This is a genomic window from Seonamhaeicola sp. MEBiC01930, from assembly GCF_045277075.1.
Taxonomy (GTDB): domain Bacteria; phylum Bacteroidota; class Bacteroidia; order Flavobacteriales; family Flavobacteriaceae; genus Seonamhaeicola.
Window position 1 is genome coordinate 676,665 of record NZ_CP104270.1, and the last position, 22,360, is coordinate 699,024.

12 protein-coding genes are annotated in these 22,360 nt (G+C 35.9%); 2 read left to right on the plus strand and 10 right to left on the minus strand.

Going from position 1 to position 22,360, the window contains the following annotated elements:
* Positions 1–177 precede the first annotated feature (177 nt).
* Both N1F78_RS02945 and N1F78_RS02950 read left to right on the plus strand, forming a co-directional pair.
* Positions 178–1,482, plus strand: a complete 1,305-nt coding sequence (locus N1F78_RS02945) for a T9SS type A sorting domain-containing protein (RefSeq protein ID WP_406684702.1) — start codon at positions 178–180, stop codon at positions 1,480–1,482.
* 81 nt (positions 1,483–1,563) lie between these two features.
* Positions 1,564–5,301: a glycosyl hydrolase gene (locus N1F78_RS02950; protein ID WP_406684703.1), complete on the plus strand. Its 3,738-nt coding sequence runs from the start codon at positions 1,564–1,566 to the stop codon at positions 5,299–5,301.
* Positions 5,302–5,364: 63 nt separating this feature from the next.
* On the opposite strand, the gene N1F78_RS02955 is transcribed toward N1F78_RS02950, so the two are convergent.
* The 10 genes from N1F78_RS02955 to N1F78_RS03000 all read right to left on the minus strand — a co-directional run bounded on the left by N1F78_RS02955 (position 5,365) and on the right by N1F78_RS03000 (position 22,355).
* The gene (locus N1F78_RS02955) at positions 5,365–6,942 is read right to left on the minus strand and encodes a hypothetical protein (RefSeq protein ID WP_406684704.1); all 1,578 of its coding nucleotides are present in this window, start codon (positions 6,940–6,942) and stop codon (positions 5,365–5,367) included.
* Between the two features lie 132 nt (positions 6,943–7,074).
* Positions 7,075–10,269 carry a glycoside hydrolase family 2 TIM barrel-domain containing protein gene (locus N1F78_RS02960; RefSeq protein ID WP_406684705.1) on the minus strand — a complete coding sequence of 1,065 codons (3,195 nt, stop codon included), beginning with the start codon at positions 10,267–10,269 and terminating at the stop codon, positions 7,075–7,077.
* 112 nt (positions 10,270–10,381) lie between these two features.
* Entirely contained in the window at positions 10,382–11,863 is a 1,482-nt protein-coding gene (locus N1F78_RS02965; protein WP_406684706.1) for an arylsulfatase, read from the minus strand.
* Positions 11,864–11,866: 3 nt separating this feature from the next.
* Positions 11,867–13,363 carry a sulfatase gene (locus N1F78_RS02970; RefSeq protein ID WP_406684707.1) on the minus strand — a complete coding sequence of 499 codons (1,497 nt, stop codon included), beginning with the start codon at positions 13,361–13,363 and terminating at the stop codon, positions 11,867–11,869.
* Between the two features lie 40 nt (positions 13,364–13,403).
* Positions 13,404–14,831, minus strand: coding sequence for a carboxypeptidase-like regulatory domain-containing protein (locus N1F78_RS02975; protein ID WP_406684708.1), 1,428 nt, complete (start codon positions 14,829–14,831; stop codon positions 13,404–13,406).
* A 31-nt stretch (positions 14,832–14,862) separates the two neighbouring features.
* On the minus strand, positions 14,863–16,455 hold the full coding sequence (locus N1F78_RS02980; protein ID WP_406684709.1) for an alpha-L-fucosidase: 1,593 nt from the start codon (positions 16,453–16,455) through the stop codon (positions 14,863–14,865).
* Between the two features lie 14 nt (positions 16,456–16,469).
* Positions 16,470–17,756, minus strand: a complete 1,287-nt coding sequence (locus N1F78_RS02985; RefSeq protein ID WP_406684710.1) for a DUF6786 family protein — start codon at positions 17,754–17,756, stop codon at positions 16,470–16,472.
* Between the two features lie 2 nt (positions 17,757–17,758).
* Positions 17,759–19,360, minus strand: coding sequence for an arylsulfatase (locus tag N1F78_RS02990; protein WP_406684711.1), 1,602 nt, complete (start codon positions 19,358–19,360; stop codon positions 17,759–17,761).
* 20 nt (positions 19,361–19,380) lie between these two features.
* A complete protein-coding gene (locus N1F78_RS02995) occupies positions 19,381–20,814 on the minus strand; it encodes a sulfatase (RefSeq protein WP_406684712.1) in 1,434 nt (477 codons plus the stop codon).
* A gap of 17 nt (positions 20,815–20,831) precedes the next feature.
* The gene (locus tag N1F78_RS03000) at positions 20,832–22,355 is read right to left on the minus strand and encodes a sialate O-acetylesterase (protein ID WP_406684713.1); all 1,524 of its coding nucleotides are present in this window, start codon (positions 22,353–22,355) and stop codon (positions 20,832–20,834) included.
* Between the last annotated feature and the right edge of the window lie 5 nt (positions 22,356–22,360).

The window sequence follows — 22,360 nt, forward strand, 5'->3', positions numbered from 1 at the left end:
TATCAAAAAATACATATTAACCTGATTTACAGTTTTTTAAATCATATATAACAAATACAAACCCATTACATTTTCAACAATGTATGTTTTTTGTATAGGCTACAAATTGCATTTTAATAGATATACAGGTGTATCTTTGAGAAACAACTAAAACTAATATTCATTAAAACAATTATTATGAAAAAAATTACATTATTATGCATGTTATTTGTTGTATCTATAGGATACGCTCAAATAGCTCTTCCAATGGATTTTGAAGGATCCCCTGTTACAGGAGATTTTATTGATTTTGATGGTGGTGGAGCCACTGTTAAAGCTAACCCACAAAGTGGGGGTATAAATACTAGCGCTACTGTAGTGGAATTAATTAGAAATGGTGGACAAGTATGGGCTGGAAGTAAAATAGTCCTAGATAGCAAACTTGATTTCTCTACCAATAAAGGTCTTAGAATGAAAGTGTATACTGCTGCACCAATAGGTACAGCTGTTACTTTAAAAATTGAGGATGCCGCGAACGGAGCAATTAATGTAGAAATACCAGGGGTAACAACAGTAACTAATGCATGGGAAACCATTGAATATGATTTTGCAGGAGCAGCTTCCGGCACTTATGATGCTTTAGTTTTTCTTTTTGATCTTGGTTCTACTGGTGATGGTACAGCCACTTCAACATTTCTTTTTGACGACGTTGAACAATTTGACAACTCTGGAGGGTTAGCACAAATTGATTTACCCGTTGATTTTGAAGGTTCTACTACCAATTTTGCGGTTACAGATTTTGGAGGAAATTCATCTAGCTTAGTTGTAGACCCCACTGATTCAGGAAATATGGTAATTCAAAGTATTAAAGGTGCTGTATCAGAAACATGGGCGGGAACCACCATTGGTACTGCAGCCGGTTTTGCTACAAATATACCAATTTCAAACTCGGATTCTAAAATGAACATACGTGTTTGGTCTCCAGATGCCAATACTCCTGTTAGATTGAAAATTGAAGATGCTGCCGATGATACACATACATGTGAAACCGAAGTACTAACTACAAGTGCTGGAGCATGGGAAGTATTAGAATTTGATTTTTCCAATGAAGCTTCTGGAACAGCAACTCTCGCCAATGGAATAGCAAATGGTTGGATATATAACAAAGCATCTATCTTCTTCGATTTTGGTACTGCCAATAGTAACAAAACATATTATTTTGATGACCTTAAATTTGGAGAAGCTTCTCTTAGCATAGACTCATTTGAACAAACCACGTTTAAAGCATATCCAAACCCAACAAGGGATAGCTGGACCATTAAAACACAAAACAAAAATATTGAGTCTATACAGGTATTTGACGTTTTAGGTAAAAATGTCATATCCTTAGCCGTTAATGGAAATCAAGCAGCAATAGATGGTTCTAACCTAAAAACCGGTTTATATTTTGCCCAAATTAAAACAGACTCTGGTATTAATAGCATAAAACTTATTAAACAATAGATGTTGTTTATGTTTAGTTGATGAAAGAAAAGGTGCTTTAAAGAGCACCTTTTTTTACCATCAAATCCTAAAAATATTCAGATGAATACCAAACATAGTATATTATCAGGCCTCCTTATTGCCCTAATATTTGGCTTTACCCTTAAAACCCACTCTCAAGTAGCAATTGGAAATGGAAGTTATACAACAACGTTCCCTGGAACCGATGCAGCTGGCAGAAACGGATTTCCTTCCGGCACACCCCAATTAAGCGGTACAGCCCTGGGAAAACCAGTACCAACTAATGATTGGTGGTCAAAACTGGTTAAAGAAGACCACGCCGGCAACCTCTTCAACTACCCTATGACTATGAAAACAATTAACAACGGTTTGGTTGTTACTTATATTCCTTGGGGTGTTATAGACGACATTCAACCTATTATAGTTGGTGTACAAGGACTTAATGCAAATCAAACTACGGTATCCGACCATTCGGACTGGACAGTTACTATGAATTGGGGAGACCGCTTTAATGCTACCTCTGGTATTGGCATGCCATTCATCTATTTTGAAAAGAATGATTTAGAAACAGCATCTATTATTATAAACTCAGGTACCGTAAGTATTTCTGGAGAAATGATAACCGTTACAGATGCCAGAAACGGAGGCGACTTTGCAATTTACGCGCCTGTAGGAAGTTCATGGACACAGACTGGTAACACATATACTTCAACGCTTAATGGCAATAATTACTGGTCTATCGCCATGTTACCATTAACGGCATCTAATGTCACCACCGTTGCAAACGAATACAAGAAATATGCCTATGTATTTCCCACCAACACAGAAGTCTCGTGGAGTTATAATGAAACCACTTCAAAGGTCAATACAACCTTTACCACCACCGTTGATATTAAAGATGGTTCGGTTACAAATACTAATATACTCCAGGGGTTATTGCCACACCAGTGGGATAATTTGGCTTCAGCCTCTGCCACTCCAGGTGGCTACACCTACCGCTCTATTAGAGGTGATTTAAAAACAATGGACGGCAATACCTTTGAAGTAGAAAACACCTTTAAAGGTATTCTGCCAACTTTACCATATTTAGCCAATTACAGTGCCAGTTTTAGTCCAGCGGAATTACACAATAAAATAGCTCAATTAGAAAATGATGGATTAGCAACGTGGACTGACTCTTATAATGAAGGACAAGTAATGAATCGACTGATTCAAACAGCCCGTATTGCAGACCAAGTGGGTAATACAGCTGCTAGGGACAAAATGGTAGCCACGATTAAAGAACGTTTGGAAGATTGGTTAACCTACCAGTCAGGTGAAGTAGCATTTCTGTTTTATTACAATACTGATTGGTCCGCCATGTTAGGATATCCCGCCGGACACGGACAAGACAACAACATCAATGACCACCATTTCCATTGGGGGTATTTCATTCATGCGGCCGCATTTATGGAACAGTTTGAACCAGGATGGGCGGATGATTGGGGAGACATGGTAAACTTACTAGTTAGGGATGCCGCTTCTTCAAACAGAAATGATACCCAATTCCCATTTTTAAGAAATTTTAGCCCTTACGCAGGTCATTGTTGGGCTAATGGCTTTGCTTCTTTTCCTCAGGGTAATGACCAAGAATCTACTTCCGAAAGTATGCAATTCAATTCGTCTCTTATTCATTGGGGCACCATTACTAAAAATAATGCCATCAGGGATTTAGGTATATACCTTTATACCACCGAACAAACTGCCGTTGAAGAATATTGGTTTGATATGAACGAAAGAAATTTCGAACCTTCACATCCCTATAGTTTAGTTTCGCGGGTTTGGGGGAACTCTTATGACAATGGGACCTTCTGGACCTCTGATATTGCAGCATCTTATGGCATAGAACTTTACCCTATGCATGGTGGTTCTTTATACCTAGGGCAAAACACTACTTACGTTCAAACAATTTGGGACGAACTAAAAACACATACTAACATCTTAGATGCCACTGATACCAACCCTAACCTTTGGCATGATACAATATGGAAATATTTATCTTTTCTTGATCCTGAGGAAGCTATCTCGTTGTACAATGCAGACCCTGATAGAAATTTAAAATTTGGTATCTCAGATGCGCAAACCTACCATTGGTTGCATGCCATGAATGCTTTAGGACATTTGGACGCTTCAATAACAGCTAATCACCCTATAGCAGCGGTATTTAATAACAGTGGTGATAAAACTTATGTGGGACATAATTATTCCAACACCCCTATTACAATTACGTTCTCTGATAGCTTCATGCTTGATGTACCACCTAACTCAATGGCAACGAGTAAAGATATCAATGTCTCAGGAACTATAACTTCTGATATTTATACAGGTAATGAAAATGATAGCGTTAACCTTACTACCACCACAATGGGTAGCGGGATTACCAAAGTAGAATTTTACAATGGTAACACACATCTTGGAGAAGACACTACCGCACCTTATGAAATTAACACGGGAGCCTTACCTTTTGGTGTTCATAGCATGTACGCCAAAGTGTATTCTGGAACTAATTTTAATGTTACCAATACCATTAGCATCCAGATAGGAAACCAAATCCCTTACTCTGGTTCACCAAGTATCATACCAGGAACTATTGAAGCAGGGCATTATGATGCATTTGAGGGTGGAAACGCTCAGAACATAGCCTATTTCGATTCGTCAATTGATAATCAAGGAGGTTTTAGGCCAACCGAATATGTTGATGCTGTGGCAGATGTTTCAGAAGGAAATACAGTTGGTTGGATTTCTGGTGGAGAATGGTTAGAATATACGGTTGATGTACAGACTACAGGGTGCTATGACCTAAGTATAAGATTTGCCTCAGGAAATTCAGGTGGTGGTGGCCCAATCTACTTTGAAATTGATGGCACTAAAGTTAGTCAAGAAATTAATTTTTCTTATACAGGAGACTGGGGCGCATGGAGCACTAAGGCAGCAACCATAGATTTAACGGAAGGAACCCATGTTTTAAGACTAGGGGTTACAAATGGGGAAGTCAATATAGGACGTATGAGCTTTAGTTATAATTCTGTAGCCTGTACTCCTCCGGGAGAGAATACCGGTCTGCCGTTTGACTTTGAAACAACACCCGTAACAGCAGACTTTATCAATTTTGATGGCGGAACAGCAACAGTAGAATCAATTTCCGCACCACAAAGTACTGGAAATACAAGCAGTAATTTGGCTAAAATAGTTAGAGATGGCGGTCAGGTTTGGGCTGGCTCATATTTAAACTTAAACGAGCCATTAAACTTTATGGATAAAAAGTACATCACCTTAAGACTTTGGACCGATGCCCCAGTTGGTACCTCAGTACAGATTAAACTGGAACAACAGGCTGGAGCTTCAGCCTCAGAATTATCAACTCCAACAAAAGTAACTGGGCAATGGGAAACCTTAAGTTGGGATTTCTCAGCCTTAGGATCTAGCGTTTATGATAAGTTAGTATTTATGTTTGACATAGGAAATTTAGGAGATGGTACGGCAACCTCAACTTTTTATTTTGATGATGTCCAGCAAATTGCCACTTTATCAAAAGAAGATTTCAATCTTAATAACTTTATTTTTTATCCTAACCCAACTCAAGATAGTTGGACCATTAAAACGCAAAATCAGGCTATTGAATCAATTAGTGTTTTTAATACTTTAGGCAAGAAAGTACTAAATGTATCACCAAACACTAATGAAACAACTTTAAATGCTTCACAATTAACAGCTGGTATTTATTTCGCTCAAATAAAAACGGCTAATGGAATAAATTCTATAAAACTAATTAAGAAGTAGTTTAATTTAAATATGTTTAGTTTATAAAAAAGGTGCTTTACATTGAAGCACCTTTTTTTGTTTCTAAAATTCTACGACTATTTTATCTATAATAGGTTTAGACTCATTCTGAGTAACATCTATTATTCTTACTTCAAATTGAAAACCATAACCTTCTGGAAGACCAGATAAATCTAGTTGAGCAGGAGTTCTTTCAATTTGTTTAGAAAAACCTTCAATTATATTATATTGCTCTTTTACCACCTTCCAATCACTCCATTCATCAGACTCACCATCATTGGTAGTATCAACACCAGCTCTTACTTCTACTGTTTCAACCCAAGGACCATCACTAATATAATCTGTGTTCATCTGAGTAACCAAATAAAATTTACCTTCAGCATACATAATATCTGGATCTGGGTGACCTTGACCAATATTACCACAAAAAGTAAACTGTTTATTGATATCATCTGAAGTAAACCATGCTACACTCATATCCTTTCTTCCATGACCATTTGCTGGATCAAAATCCGCAAATAAGTAATATTGACCACCAATAGAAATTGAAGCCCAATCTCCATAAGCATTTTGCTCTGGCTCATGTATTTCATATTTAGCATAAGCTTTTTTGTCTCCCTTTTTTACACGATGTTGTGGTACATCCTCTTTAGCTACTTTTGCAGGAAATCTATCTGGAGCCTCAGCATGCCAATGCGGATGTACATATTCCGCAAATTCCCCAGTAGGTTTGGTTCGTTCGTCTACTGGAGGTACTAAGGTTTTAAAACCGCCTTTACCATCGGCACTTACAGCATGAACCGCCAAAGGAGAATCCCAGGCATGAGTGGAAGCATTAATAGGAGACCAATCTTCAACAATCAAATGAAAATCACCTTCCAAATCTCTTATTATTGCACAATCTGAGCCATGTGTAGGGTCGTTAAAAGCCATTCCCATATTTTTTCCAGGAACACCATCTGTTAAATCTTCATCTATGTACAGGTGCGGGTCTTGATCGTTTGGAAAATCGTAATACAAATACAATTTGCCATCAACATATTCTGCCGAAGTAACCCATTTTGAAAAACTTTCGGACACAGGGCCATGATGTACCCAATTTACCATATCCTTACTTTGCCATGCATGATAACCTCCTAAAGAAGATTTTAGACCTCCTGGAGCGTCATATTGGTTTTTAAAAGGCGTGGTTTTTAGTGGAATTTCGAAACCTTCTAAAGTAGCTACCTCTGCTTTAAATTTTTCGTTTTTTTGACTTCCATTATATCTTCCAAACATCCAATAATCTCCCTTTCCTAATTGCAAGGCCACAGGAGCATCAGCCAAATTAGAAGGACCAATATTTGATACTGGTTTCCAATTAAGCCATTCTGGAGATTGAGAAACGGCAATAGAACTTAGGGCTTGCTTTTTAGAAAACTTTTTAAACGTACTTTTAAAACTTGCAACACTATCTGTGGGTCTTAAATTGCCATCAACAATCTTAATATGATTTTGATTGGTTATGCTTCTTGTCCAATCCTCCTGAGAATCAATAATCCAATTTTCAGACACCTGAAGTGGTTCTTTTTGATTTGTTTTACACGCTGCAACCATTATTAAAGTGACTATAATGGCAATTAAAGTTTTTTGGTTTTTCATTTTGTTTTTTATAATATTTCAATTTTGGCAGAATAATATTTTTGATTTCTTTCTTACAAAAATATCCAAATAAATCTTTGTCCCTAGTATAGATAAAGCTATTTATTCAATAAATTTTATCCTGTATATTAATTAATTATTCATTGGCTTTATTGTAAAACTATAACTATAGTCTTTTGCAGGAACTCTAAATTGTTCGTGCGGTAATGCTTTTTGAGACCAACTGTCATCTCCACCAACGCCCATTTGCTTATGATCTATATTAAGCGTTATAAACCCTCTTTTTTCCAGGTCGTAAGTATGTAAAGCATCCTCAATATCTTTTGCAGTATAAGGCCATGCACTAACACTTAAATTTGCCGATAATCCAGACACCTTAATACCATTGCCGTTTTTGTTAGTTAAACTAAACCAACGCACTTCTGTTTTGTTGCTACTTTCCTGTGGACGAATATACATGTGATAGTCATTGGATACCGATTCTGTGTATAAACCTACATCAGCAGATAAACTTCTGTCAATATAATTTTCGTGAGGCCCTTTTCCATAATAAGTAAAAACATCATAAGTTTTTGGAATTTCTATTTGCATGCCGTATTTAGGTAATATTGGCAAGTTAGTAGCTTCATCAATATTTAAAGTATTACTTACCTCTATAGTTCCATCACCGAAAATTGTATACTTCAATTTCAACATGGAGTTTACATCTTTTAACAAATAACTCGTTGCAACCTCCACTTGATTTTCTTTGATTTGTTTTACTTTAAAAGACTCTAAGTTTTTATTCTTATGGGCATTTCTCCAAACTTTCAATAATTTAGGCGTTCTGGCTCCTGCCCTATCGTTATCAGTAATAGGTCTCCAGAAATTCGGAATCAATGCTCCATGAATCAATTCATACTCCTTAAAATTATAAGATTCTAACGCACCTGTTTTACTATTAAACCCAATTACAAAACCTTTTCCTTTTATTTGGGTGGACTCTCCAGAATTGTCTACTATTAATTTAGAGGTTTTCGAATAATCTATTTCAGATGATTTCTTAGCATTTGAAACTGGAAGTTGTTCCCAGGCAATTTCATGTCCTTTATTAGCCCATTTTGTAGCTTGTTTTAATTTAAAACCAACTCTTACAAAATACTCAGAACCTATTTTTAGTTTTGATAACTTGAAAGGAATCTTGATTTTTTCCGATTGATTAGGAAGCACATTAACTGGATTCACTAATTCCTCTTTTATAGTAACGCCATCTTTTTGTAATTCAAATAATATCTCAAACTGATTTAGATTGGTAAAATCATGTGTATTCTTAACCTCAACCCAACCGCTTAAAATATCTTTGGTAGTAATTTCTATAGGTTGAAATACTTTTTTACATTCCCATAAAGCAGGCTTTGGTTTTCTTATTGGGTCTACAATACCATTCAAACAAAAGTTCCCTGAGTTAATTGCAGTATCTCCCATATCTCCCCCGAAAGCAAAATATTCTTCTCCATCATCTGTTTTTTGTAATAAACCTTGATCTACCCAATCCCAAATATAACCTCCAAACATTCTTTTATTTGCTCTAATAGCGTCCCAAAACTCAAAAAGATTCCCAGTAGAATTCCCCATTGAGTGGGCATATTCACACCAAACAACAGGTCTGCCATCATCTTTAAAATTCGCCATTTTAACCATATAATCTATAGGATTGTACATTCTACTAATCATATCAACATAATTAGGGTCCATAAAAATTTCATCTTCAATTTTATGTTTCCCTCCTGTGGTTTGTGCACCTTCATAATGTACCGTTCTGGTATCATCATAGCTTCTCATCCAATTTGCCATGGTTGCATGGTTAAACCCAGAACCTGACTCATTTCCTAAAGACCAGAAAATTACTGATGGATGGTTTTTATCACGCTCAACCATCCTAATAGCTCTTTGCAAAAACGCATTAGACCAAGCAGCATCATTACTAAGCTTCCCGCCAATATTATGTGTTTCCAAATTAGCTTCATCCATAAGATAAATTCCATATTCATCACACAACTCATACCATTTTTCGTTATTAGGATAGTGAGAGGTTCTAACCGCATTGATATTGAATTTCTTCATTAATAAAATGTCTTGCAACATCAATTCTTCCGAAACCACCTTTCCTGTAATCGCACTATGATCATGTCTATTTACACCATACATTAACGTTGATTCTCCATTTACAAACAATTCCCCATCTATAAATTCAACTTCTCTAAAACCAATTTTAACACTTCTTGTCTCTGCAACGCTTCCCTTTTTATCTTTTAAAGTAAAAACCAAGGTGTATAAATTTGGATGTTCAGCACTCCACTTTTTTGGGTTTTTAATAGTAGCCTTTAACATAGCAAAATCAGGCTTTCCTCTTTGTTGGTATTTTTCCTCATATACTTTTTTTGCTTTGATAGTCAACGGTTGGTCTATCACAGAATTTCCATCAGCATCAAACAACATAGACTCCAAAATATAACCTTCTAAGGAAGCATTGTTAAACACTTTAATCTTAGGGCGGATTTGTAACTCTGCATCTTTATAATTTTCATCTAAATCGGTTTTCACAAAAAAGTCATATAGCTGAACTTTTGGAGCGGCAGTTAAATAAACATCTCTATGAATACCACTTAATCTCCAATGATCCTGATCTTCTAAATACACACCATCACTCCATCTAAAAACTTTTACAGCTAACTTATTTTCCCCTTCTTGTAAATACGGAGTAGCATCAAAATGAGTAGGAAGCATGCTATCTTCACTATATCCTAGCATTTTACCATTGAGCCAAACATAATAGGCAGAACTTACACCTCCAAAACTTAAAGTAATCTGCATATCTTTCCATTCTTCAGGAACATCAAAAGAAGTTAAATAACACCCTGTAGGATTATCATTTTCCGGAGTAAACGGGGGCTCTACAGGAACAAAAGGATAAGTAATATTTGTATAAATTGCGGTTCCGTAACCTTCCAATTCCCAATTGGCAGGCACTGGTATGGTTTTCCAATCTACTGAAATGTAATCGGTTTTATAAAAATCTTTTGGTGCTTTCTCAGGAACTTCAGACCAAGAAAATTTCCAATCTCCATTTAAAGATTTCAATCGAGATGATTTACTCATATTTGCTTTTTTGGCCAATTCTAAATTAGAATAGGACACAGAAGTAGCTTTGGCTGGCAATCTATTAATTCCCGAAACCTGAGGGTCTTCCCAAGGTCTAATTTGAGATATACTCTTTTTGCTTTCTTGAGCTAATATTAGCTGATTATTTAGTAAAATAAGAAGTACTATTCTTAAAATTATTTTCATTTAATTAGTTATTATTTATTATAAGCTTGCTGTATTTGCACCTTATCTCTTTTGAATACATTTATTAAAGAATTCCAGTACCTACTAAAATTATCTGTAGTAGACTGTGAAGCTAATTCCCTTTAAACGATACATTTCCAAAAGTAAATATTTCAGAATGTGTTCTTGCTTCGGTCATAATTAATTTCATTTCACCAGCTATTTCGGGGTGCTTTTCAGATAAATTGTTTTTTTCGCCAATATCATTAGAAAGGTTATATAGCTCTAATGGTGCTTCTGGATTTTTTAAAACATTATATCTAACTGCTTTCCAATCACCCATCCTTACAGCTTGACGACCACCTCTTTCATGAAATTCCCAATATAAATAATTGTGCTTTTTCTGATTATTATTATTCCCCATAAGTTCAGGCAAGAATGAAATTCCATCTAGGTTTTTAGGAACTTCTAAACCAGCTAGTTCGGAAAAAGTAGGAAACACATCCCAAAACGCAGAAATGTGATTAGAAGTTGTATTTGATTTAATATACCCAGGCCATGAAGCAATCATTGGCACTCTAATTCCTCCTTCGTACAAATCCCTTTTAAACCCCTTCAACTCACCATTACTATCAAAATACTCAGGATCTGCACCACCCTCTTTATGTGGACCATTATCTGAAGTAAAAACTATTATTGTATTGTCTGAAAGCCCTAATTCTTCAACCTTTGATACTATTTCACCTACCTGTTTATCCAATAATTTTATCATTGCTACAAAAGCGGCATGACATTCAGCTTGCGATTCGTATTTTCCCCGTCTATATCCTTTCCCAGAATCTAAACCTTTATAACTTTTTTCGGGGAGATATTTCCCACTATACTTCTTAAGCTCTTCTTTTGGGGCAGCTAATTCAGCATGAGGTATAATTGAAGGCACATATAAAAAGAAAGGTTGGTTTTTATTAGATTCAATATACTCCAATGTTTTTTTATGGATTAAATCTGGCGCATATAACCCTTTCTTTAATCCTGAATTTTCCTGTAACATAATTGAGTCTTTATTAGACCATAGGTGATATGGATAATAATGATGCCCTTGGCGTTGACAATTATACCCAAAAAAAGTATCAAACCCTTGATTTAAAGGGTCGCCATCAGACCCTGGAAATCCTAAACCCCATTTACCAAAAGCTCCAGTTGCATAACCAGCTTTTTTCAATTGTTTTGCTATAGTAAAAGTATTATCTGGCAAAGGGTGTTGTCCTTCTGGTCTTACCTCTTTATTTCCTCTAATTGCTGTGTGACCAGTATGCAATCCAGTAAGTAAAGCAGACCTTGATGGTGCACAAACCGTACTTCCTGAATAATGTTGCGTAAACAACATACCGTTTGAAGCTAATTTGTCAATGTTAGGCGTATTGAAGTTTTTTTGTCCGTAACAACTTAAGTCACCATAGCCTAAATCATCCGCCAAAATATATATGATATTTGGTGCTTTTTTATTTTCGTTAGAACTATTTAATAAAGTATTATCTTTTGTATTGCTATCTCTACATGAATACATGAATACCAAGAAAATTATGGACAGTAATATTTGAATACCTTTTTTCATATTTTAAAAATTTAAGTTTGAAGCTGGTGGTAGTGGCACACGATTCTTTTTTCTCCAATCCACAAGCTCATTTATCAAGTTTGCTTTTATTTCTAATTCTGTTAGAGCCAAATTATGCTCTTCTTTTAAATCTTCTTTTAAATTGTACAACTCTACTTTACCATCATTCAAAAATTGAATCAATTTCCAATCACCTTTTCTAATAATGGAACAAGGTTGATTCTTGTAAGTGTTGCTCGACAATTGCCAAAAAAGGGAACGTTCTGTAAAAGGTTCTTTCCTTATAATGGGAAGAATAGATGTACCATCTAAAACACCGTTATAATTTTTTATTTGTGCCAGGTCTAAAAACGTTGGAAAATAATCCATTCCGCAAATAGGAACTTTAGACGTTCCAGCCTCAATGTTTCCTTTCCAGTTTACAAAAGCTGGCACTCTAATGCCTCCTTCGTATATAGTTCCTTTATTTCCTCTCAAGCTATTCGTATTACTTTGCAAACCATTAACCCCATTATCCGAAGTAAAAACAACAATGGTATTCTCTCTTAAACCTTGTTCATCCAAATAATCGAAAATGCGTTTTACGTTGTCATCAATCGAAGCAATCATAGTAGCGTAACCAGCTATTTCCTCTAGTCCTTTTTCACCTTGTCCTGTAATAGAATCTGGAGTCTTGTTTAAAAATTTCTGGTATTGTTCTTTATTTCTTGGAACCGTTGGTCTATGCGGGGCGTAATAATGGAGGTTTACAAAAAATGGCCCGTTTTTATTTCGCTTTATAAAATCTATCGCATCATCAGTTAATCTATCTGTTAACCATTCGTCATCCTTTTTATCATTAATAAAAGGGTTTTTAAAAGGTGCTTTATATCCACCACTTTCAGATCGATACCCCTTTTCATAACCCCTAGCAGGGTCTCCCCACCACGTACCTCCAACATTTTCGTCAAAACCTTTTCCTATTGGATAATACTGTTGAATTTCTGCCGACTTATGTTCTTGTAACCAATCTAAATTTCCGTTTGCAGGTTGTCTCAACGGTTTTTCAAACGGATAATTTGTTTCTTCTTTTGGGTTTGGTCCTACCACATGCCATTTACCTAAATGAATGGATTTGTAACCTGCTTCCTTTAAGGGTTGGGCGTACATGGTATGTTCCAAGCCAACTGTCCAACGTGAAAATATATTGTGCTTATTATCTCCCTTTTCTAATACAGGCACAGTATAAACGCCCGTTCTAAAAGAATGTTTTCCTGTTAATAAAGCCGCTCTTGAAGGTGAACATGTTGGGTACATATAAGCATCTGTAAACACCAAACTTTCTTTGGCCAAAGCATCTAAATTGGGAGTTTCAAACCAATTACTACCCATAAAACCTACATCTTGCCAACCCAAATCATCAGCCATAATAAATATGATATTAGGGTTCTTTTGTTTGGAACAGGAATAAAACATAAAAGTTATAAGCAAAAGGGCTATTATATTCTTTAAATTTTTCATGAACATTTATTCATTTTGTAATTTGTCTAACACCATTAACCTACCCCAAAAGTTTTAAGTTCTTTGGCCATTCTTTTACATCATCATAAGATTCATTTCCTTTCTTAAAAACACTATTTTCATCCATTTCTACCTTACATTTTAATAAGCCCATATCTAACTTATCATTATCAAAGTGGCTATTGATTACGCTAGATTTACCTCCAACCACTCTCCACATAGCTCCATACCCATTATTAATAACTTCACAACGATTTAAAACAACGTTTTGAGGTACCCATTTAGGGTCTTCTGTGTACTGAAACTTATTGTAATATTCTTCACAAGGAAACCACATGGCTACACGTGCAAAGCCAGACAAATGATGTTTGTGAAAAAACAAATAACCACCTTGGTCATTATCTGCCTGAATACCATTCCCTTTTCCGTTTTTCATGACACATCGTTGTGTAAGCAAATGTGAGGTAGAAGTATATTTATTAGATTTTCCTTCGGCGGGATTAGACATATCACAATCTGATTGTAACACATAACTCACAAATAAAAAATATACATTATGATGAAGACTACCTTTAAGGCCATTGCTCTGAAAATGGCTATTATCCATAATTATATGATTCACGCGGCTAATACCTATACCATGGGAGTTGATACCAGTAATATTTACATTTTGCCACATAAACCGTTCGTGTCTATCGTCATTTTGCCCTCGTAAACCCAGCCCACTTTTAGTATTTTCTCCACCTCGTAGTGTGATATCTTTAAACACAACATCGGTCAACTTCTTCTCAGCCTGACTCATAAAGTGTCCTTCTCCAACATGCCTTAAAACAGTTTTATCGCGTCCGGCACCACAAAGGGTTACCTTACTTTTAATTTTTAAATTATCAGCAGTATGAACACCTTCTGTTAAAAACACAATTCCGCCTCCATCTTTATTTGCCTTATCAATAGCGACCTGAACATCATCACCTGGATTAAGGGTAATTACATTGTTTAAATATTGTTTTGGGTATTCTGCATGAACAAAATCATTACCCCATTTTTCTTGCATGGTAGCCAATACTTCAGGCTCTATGCGTACCTTCTCAATTTGATACTTAGCCAATGAATTACCATCAGAAATCAATTGAATTTTTAACTCCTTTTTAGATTTTGAAGTATTTACCTTAATTGTTTGCCTCTTATAGCCCAATTTAGAAATACTAACTTCAATATTCTTGTTATGGGATTTGTGCAACTTTAATTCGAATCTCCCATCTGATTTAGTTTTGGCACCTTCTCCATTGGCTTCAATGGTCACACCGTCCAATGGATTATCTTCAGCATCTGTCACCCAACCAACTACTTTAGTTGAGCTGTTAAATTGTGCAAACGTATTTTGGGTAAAACATAGGTTTAACAAAAATGTGACTACAATCACTCTTAAAACCATAAATTTCTTGCTATTTTGTTTTCTGTTCTTCATTTATATTGAACTTATAATTCACTTTGAATTATTAATGATTTCCTTCTAAATCCACTTTTTTTGTCCCTTGCAAAGCCTTACTAGCATCAGTTTGTATTGCACTTGGCTTATGCTGATTGGTATTGGTTTCAATTTCAAAAGACCATGCGTATTGGCTTTCTCCCAAATTCTTTGGAGGTGTAATTTCTAAACCTTCAGGAGTTATTTTCCATGTTATATCCTCCTCTGAACCCAATAATTTAACTGATAAAACATCCTCCTGAGTCCATCCTTTGGTTGAATCAATTAAAAAAGAATCAACTGGTTTTTCTAATGCAATGGCATACAGTGTTTTTCCATTGGTTGTAAAAGCTAAATTTCCATTTGCTTGATGGTTTTCTTTCCAATAACGACTTCCATAAATAGCTTTACCATTAATCTTTAACCATTTCCCCATGGCTATTAATCGTTCTTCTTGTTCAGGAACAATGGTACCATCAGCCTTAGGACCAATATTGATTAAGAAGTTTCCATTTCTGCTTATAACTTCTACCATTTCATGAATAACACTTTCAACGGTCTTATATTTATCATTTTCTAAATACCCAAACGACGTTCCAAAAGTTGTACAACTTTGCCATTTTGGACCAATTACTTTCAGCTTTAAGTTATCCTTTTCCAAACAACCAATACCGTCTGGCCAATTACGATTTTTCCCTTTATTGTTAACATATACCTCTTGATTATTCTGAGCTCCATTGTTCATAAAATCAGTAATCATCAACCTGCACTGGCCATAATAATATTGAATTTCTGGTTTAAACACTTTAGGTTCTACCTGAGTGTTGTTCCCATCTCTAGTAAAGATTGGTATGTCATCAACCCATAAAAAATCAGGTTGGTATTTCTCTTGAATCTCTTTCCATCTTGCCACATACTCATCTACGGCTTCTTTACTAAACCCAAAAGGTCCGTATAAAGATGATGCCTCGGGATTTCTTTTAATTTCTTCTAAAATATCGGCATGGGGTTCTGTATGAACCTTGTACTGTTTTGTTGTAAAAAAACTGGTATGACGTTCTCTATGGTAAGAAGGTGCATATTTTAAACCTTTGGCTTTAACAGCTTTACCTAAATCTCCAACCAAATCTCTCTTTGGACCTTTATCCATAGCATTCCAAGGTGTTAAATCAGAATCCCAATTTGCCCAACCATCATGATGTTCTGCAGTTAACACAACATATTGCGCACCCACTTCAGCAAACAATTCTGCCCATGCTTCTGGGTCCCAATTTTCTGCTTTAAACTCTGGAATGATATCTTTATACCCCAATTCAGGTGGAGCTGCTCCCCAACGTTCTCTTAAATAAGGGTAATAATAGGATGAATCCTTATAAATCAATTTAGGAACATGCTCTGCATAACCTCTTCCGCCCTTGCGGTGACCTATAACACTGTAAGGTCCCCAGTGAATAAAAATTCCAATCTTACCATCATTAAACCAATCCGGAACGGGCATTTTCTGGAGTGATTCCCAAGTTCCGTCATAAGGCAACGTTACTTTTTCTTCCTTTATTTCTGATTTGCAAGAAACTAAGATTAAGACACTAACACCTAATAATACTAAACTTTTAAATTTATTCATTTGTTTGATGTAATTTAATTAAATGCTGTTTTTATCTCGTTGATACTAACTCCAAAAAGCTTTTCAATAATTGGGTTTAATGTTTCTTCATCCCCCTCTATATGAAAAGTTGTTTGAATATGTGTTCCGCTTTCACCAGCTTTTAAAGCTAATGCTGGAGACGATGTTTCTAACTCATAAAAAGGTCCTAAAGGTTTAGCTCCCGGTTCTGGAGCACCATCGTTATAAGCGTTTACCACATCACCACTATAAGGTTCATTTTGTATTTCCCACATAGAATTAACATAGTCCGAAACGCCTCTAGGCTTATTGTATTTTACAATAGTTAATATGCCATTTTTGTCATCATAAGAACCAGCAATATCTTTTGCGCGCTGCGGCGTTAACCCTATTTTACTTCGGTATTCTCCATCACCCTTAAAATAGACAACGTTTTCTTTTACCACTAATCTATCTGAAGGAACTTTTCCAAAATAGGCATCGTTTACAACAGCTCCTAACTCAGCCTCATCTCCTTGTACATAAGGAACTATGATAGTTGTGTTTGGAGAATGATTTAACATTCCTAACAACCAAATAGACAATAAACCAGTATCTTTTTCCCAAGCATGTTCTCCAATATTGGTTAATGTATTGGTTGTTTGGTAAGCCACAGATTTTACATTATCTGACAATGCTGATAGCCCTAAATTTTCTTGTATTTCAGTTTTAGATAGAATGGAAACTTCTCTTTTAATTCCCATATCAAACTGAAAACCTGAATAATTTTTCAAAGATGCTTTTTTTGTAAACACCACTTTTTTAGACGAAACGGATTTCACCTCAAAATGTTCTAAATCAATTAACTTTGGCGTATACCAATCATCTAAAGTAAACACACTCCCTTTTTTAAAAAAAATGGAGTATTGCCCACCTTCTGGCCCTAGCCAAAAACGTTCTTCTCCACCAAATACATTAATGTGGTCTAAAGTATCCTGTGATTTGAATAATTCACGATTAATCCACCCATAACTTCTTCCGTTTTCACCAAAAGCGCTACTGGTCATAACTCTACCTTGTAGTGCAGCAGATATTGCAACTTTAGATTGGTTAGAGTTATCTGTGAGCTCAATCAATTCGATGTAATCTTTCATAAAACTGACATCATCTCCGTAAGTTGTCCCTACAACAGATACTCCTTTATATTGTTGAATATCAGAAGTTTCATTTTCTTTTTCAGATTTCTTTTTTGTGTTACAGGAAATCATTAATCCAAATGTAAGTATTAGGGCTCCTAATTTTTTAACAAGTGATTTTTTCATGTTTATTTAGTTTTTTTAGGTCTATAAGTGTTTAGAATATCTTCCATTTCCTCTACTACTTCTGGGTATTGACTAAACACATTTGTTGTTTGATACTTGTCTTCTTCCAAATTGTATAATTGGGCTTCCTGTGCATCTTCCTTTAGTTTTCCGTTTTCCATTTCGCTATTTTTTCCGCCTACAAAATTTACAGCTGCTGCTCCACCCCATGCGTGGTGGTGCGGTTTAGACCCTCCAAATCCGCCACTTCCTTTAGAGGGAATGTACATCCATTTTCCTTTACGAAGTGATAAATGTGTAGACTTATGTGGAGCAAGAAGTAATTCGTCTCGAATGGGTTCACTAGGATTATCAATAAACGCAGGTAATACATTCATACTGTCTAAATTTTCTATACTACTAGAATCGTGTCCTGTAACCGCCATAAACGTAGCCAACATATCTACATTACATATTAATTGATCTGATACTGTACCAGATTTAATTTTACCTGGCCATTTGGCAATAAAAGGAACTCTATGTCCACCTTCCCAAACTCCAAATTTAAACCCTAATAAATCACCGTTGATTTTATGCCCTGCTTTGACAGCATTACGTCCGCCTAAATTCAACATAGCACCATTATCACTGGTAAAAACCACCAAGGTATTATTACCCACTCCTTGCTTCTCCAAGGTTGATAACACCTGACCTACCATCCAATCTAATTCTTGGATAAAATCGCCATACAGATCTGCATCACTTTTCCCTTGGAAATTGGTTCCTGGAGTAAAAGGATGATGAATATGTGTTGTTGCCATGTATAAGAAAAATGGATCTTGTTTTTCACCAGTAGTTTTTTCTGTAATCCAATCTACTGCTTTACCCGCCAACACTTGACCTACTGTATAATCATTATACAATTTATGAGCTTCAACAGCTCCTTTAAACATGTTTTGTGTTCTCTGCGATGCTTCCGGAGGAATAGGTGTAATTGGAGTTACTTCTTTGTTTTTTCCTCTGCCTACAAAAACCAAAGGGTCTTCAGAATCTCCTCCTACCACATGTGTATTTTCAACATATACATAAGGCGGCGCACTATTCACAACTGGCACTCCATAATAATAATCAAACCCTAAATCGTTGGGACCTGGACTTAAAGGTTCTTGCCAATCGTTTTCTTCAACACCAAAACCTAAATGCCATTTTCCCAATGCTGCTGTTGAATAACCCTTATTTTTAAATACATCGGCAATGGTTAATTGTTCTGTCTCAATTAATAATTTTGAAGTAACTCGTGCTGGTCCCCAAATACCTTTTCCATGATTCCCTCTTACTGGATATTGACCAGTTAGTAATGCATAACGTGAAGGTGTACAGACTGCAGAAGCCGAATGTGCATCTGTAAATATTTTTCCTTCGCTTGCTAGTTTATCAATATTTGGTGTTTTCACTTTTGTTGCACCGTAACAACCAATATCACCATAGCCTAAATCGTCTACCAAAATATAAACTACGTTAGGTAACCTATCCTGCTCTGTTGTTTTTGATTGTCCACAACTTAATAATAGAAATGCAAAAACTCCTAAAATGTTTAGTGGCAACTTGCTAAATTGTAAATTCATAGTTTAAAATATTTATAATCTTAGTGTTTTTCTTGAATATTCTTAAACGGAGGAACTCTTTGGTCTGTTCCAATCACATCAATATCTCCTAATTCTTTTCTTACTTTTTCTGCTTCTTGCAGCAACTCTTTTACTATTTCAGGGTGTTTTTGTGATATATCAGTCAATTCACCCATATCTAAATCTAAGTTAAATAACAACGGACGCTTTAAAGCAATTAACCCTTTACACCCAATATTCTTTAAGTTTTTCCCTCCAAAGGGTTTTTCATTCTTGTTTTTAGACCAAAATGGCTGATCTTCAGAAGTTCTAGATAAATGCAATTTCCATTTTCCTTTTCTAATAGCTTGTAGATTGATTCCGTTATAGTAATACACATACTTGTGTGGTGATACTCCTTTACCTGTTTTTAAAATATCCAAAATATTTTTCCCATCAATAGTTCTGCCACTTGGAAGTTCTGCTCCTGCTATTGATGTTAAGGTTGGAAATAAGTCCATTGACGATAAAAATGTATCGTTAACTCCCGAAGCAAATTTCCCTTTCCATTTGATGATGGCCGGAATACGGAAACCACCTTCCATGGTCGTATATTTCCCGCCGTTTAAAGGGCCTGCAGAACCTCCAAAATGACAAATAGCGGGTCCATTATCTGATAAGAAAACAACGATGGTATTTTTATCCATTCCCTTTTCTGAAAGCGTCTTGGTTAGTTTCCCTACGTAAAAATCCAACTCCTGAACATAATCTCCGTACAAGCTTCCTTTGGAAGTTCCTATAAAGGCCTTACTTGGTTGAATGGGCGAGTGTACCGAATGATAAGCTAAATAGAGAAAGAACGGTTTCTTTTTGCGATCATTTTCGGTAACAAACTCCATAGCTTTATCTGTATAATCGCTAATTAGTGATTCAAAAGGCACGTTTTCTTTTACCACTTTTCCGTTGTAGTAGACATCATCTAAATCTGGATGCTTTGTATGCCAATTGGATTGCAAGCCATAATGCCGTTGAAACCCATGATCCGTTGGCTGATGGCCTTTATTAAATCCTAAATGCCACTTTCCAATGGCCATGGTGGCATAATCTTGCTTCAACAATACATCTGCAATGGTCATTTCATCGGGGTGTAAGCCGTAATCTTTGTGCTTTTCTATTTTACCTTGAGCTACAGGAAAACCGTTTCGCATAGGATAACGTCCTGTTAGCAACGCTGCTCTTGACGGACTACAAACTGAGGATGCTACCTGAAAATCTGTAAATTGTAAGCCTTGACTAGCCAACCCATCAATATTGGGGGTTTGTACATCCTGAGCACCATAGCACCCCAAATCTCCATAGCCTAAATCATCGGCAAAAAGAATAATGATGTTTGGTTTTTCTTGAGCTTGAACAACTGAAAAACTTACCAAACTAACAAACGATATAATAACTCTAAATTTTACTGATAAACTCATTCTTAGTTTTTTTTAAATTATTCTTCCCAACTATCGGTTCTAAACGGATACGCTGGTAATTCATATTTATTTACCAAATTCACAGAAGGTTTCCCAGCAAATGCATAACGCACATATTTGGGTGCTTCTACTTCTGGAGAACTCAACAACACTTTTCCTTCTTGAATTCTTGCATTGGCCTTTACCCAGTTTTTAGAATTGTCTGCTATCCAAAAACCAGTTGGTGCTTTTCCATTTCTCGTTTTTAAGCCTTCTGCATTTTCAAAAGCAACGATTAACTGCCCATTATGAACCTCAACATTTTTTAAAATAGGACCTTGAGCAGTAACAGAAAGCCCTAAAGTGTGTTTTGCTGCTAACAAAGCCGCTCTTTGTCCAATGGGTAACTTGTCCTTAGGATGTATGTCTTTCACATCTCCCAAATCAATAGTATTTACAACGGAAACGTTTGATAATTCCAATGCTTTCATTTGATTTTCTCGCATCCAAGCCCAAGAAGGTTCTGTAGGAATTTCGGGGTCTACAAAAGGTTTTTGCTGCGTTCCCTTTCCAAAACCAGGTAACATCACCACCATAAAATGCATTTGCTCATCGTCCCATCTTTTGCGATAGGTTGTCATCCATTTTTTAAGCACTGTACCATAATCTTTGATACCGCAAACTCTGTGAAACCAATTTTTCTTATCAACATCTGGCAAACTCGTCATATATCGCGTATTTCTTTCTCCCTGATACCAAACCAATCCTCTACACGCAAAAGGAATTAATGGATGCATCATGGCGTTGTAAATAATATTGGAATGACGTCTTAAGAAAATATTCTCTTTGTTTGTCCAATTGTCATGGTTGATGAGTTGTTGAATTTTAGCGACTCTTTCTTTATCAGCATCAAACTCTTGCATCATGGTTTTAAAATGTGGCACATCTTGAGTCATAGCTCTAGGCATCCACGCTTCTATAGAAGAACTTCCCCAAGAGGTTTGAATAATTCCCACTGGAACATCAGCAATATTTTCTAAGAAATAGGCAAAAGAAAAAGCCACAGCACTTTTAGGATTGGTTATTTTCCATGCTCCAACCACATTTTCTTTTTCTTCCAAAGCCACTTTGTTTTCTACATAAAAACTACGAATGTTTTTAGCCAAAGGAACCAAACCGCTAACTTCTGCTGATGAAGAAAATCCCATAGCCATGTTGGATTGTCCTGAGCAAATCCAAACTTCTCCTACCAATATATTTTTGATAGTAAGTTCTTTTTCCCCAATCACTTTTAAATCTCTTCCAGTAAACGATGCCTCCATTGAGTCTAGTTTCACCATCCACTTTCCATCAGCCCCTACTTTGGTTGTTTTTGATTGACCTGCAAACGTTACGGTAATTTGCTCTTCAGGAATTCCTTTTCCCCAAACAGGTACTTTTTTATCTCTTTGCAAAACCATATCATCACTAAAAATAGTGGCTATTTTTAATGTTTGTGCTTGTATTGCAATACTTGCAAAAAACAGAATTAAAGTGGTGATTTTCCCTAAAAATGCATGCATAGTCT

Bases quoted from the DNA above. Each gene is read 5' to 3' on its own strand.
- N1F78_RS02950 (WP_406684703.1), top strand. From the start codon at position 1,564: ATGAATACCAAACATAGTATATTATCAGGCCTCCTTATTGCCCTAATA.
- N1F78_RS02975 (WP_406684708.1), bottom strand. From the start codon at position 14,831: ATGAAGAACAGAAAACAAAATAGCAAGAAATTTATGGTTTTAAGAGTG.
- N1F78_RS03000 (WP_406684713.1), bottom strand. From the start codon at position 22,355: ATGCATGCATTTTTAGGGAAAATCACCACTTTAATTCTGTTTTTTGCA.
- N1F78_RS02965 (WP_406684706.1), bottom strand. From the start codon at position 11,863: ATGAAAAAAGGTATTCAAATATTACTGTCCATAATTTTCTTGGTATTC.
- N1F78_RS02985 (WP_406684710.1), bottom strand. From the start codon at position 17,756: ATGAAAAAATCACTTGTTAAAAAATTAGGAGCCCTAATACTTACATTT.
- N1F78_RS02990 (WP_406684711.1), bottom strand. From the start codon at position 19,360: ATGAATTTACAATTTAGCAAGTTGCCACTAAACATTTTAGGAGTTTTT.
- N1F78_RS02960 (WP_406684705.1), bottom strand. From the start codon at position 10,269: ATGAAAATAATTTTAAGAATAGTACTTCTTATTTTACTAAATAATCAG.
- N1F78_RS02995 (WP_406684712.1), bottom strand. From the start codon at position 20,814: ATGAGTTTATCAGTAAAATTTAGAGTTATTATATCGTTTGTTAGTTTG.
- N1F78_RS02955 (WP_406684704.1), bottom strand. From the start codon at position 6,942: ATGAAAAACCAAAAAACTTTAATTGCCATTATAGTCACTTTAATAATG.
- N1F78_RS02945 (WP_406684702.1), top strand. From the start codon at position 178: ATGAAAAAAATTACATTATTATGCATGTTATTTGTTGTATCTATAGGA.
- N1F78_RS02980 (WP_406684709.1), bottom strand. From the start codon at position 16,455: ATGAATAAATTTAAAAGTTTAGTATTATTAGGTGTTAGTGTCTTAATC.
- N1F78_RS02970 (WP_406684707.1), bottom strand. From the start codon at position 13,363: ATGAAAAATTTAAAGAATATAATAGCCCTTTTGCTTATAACTTTTATG.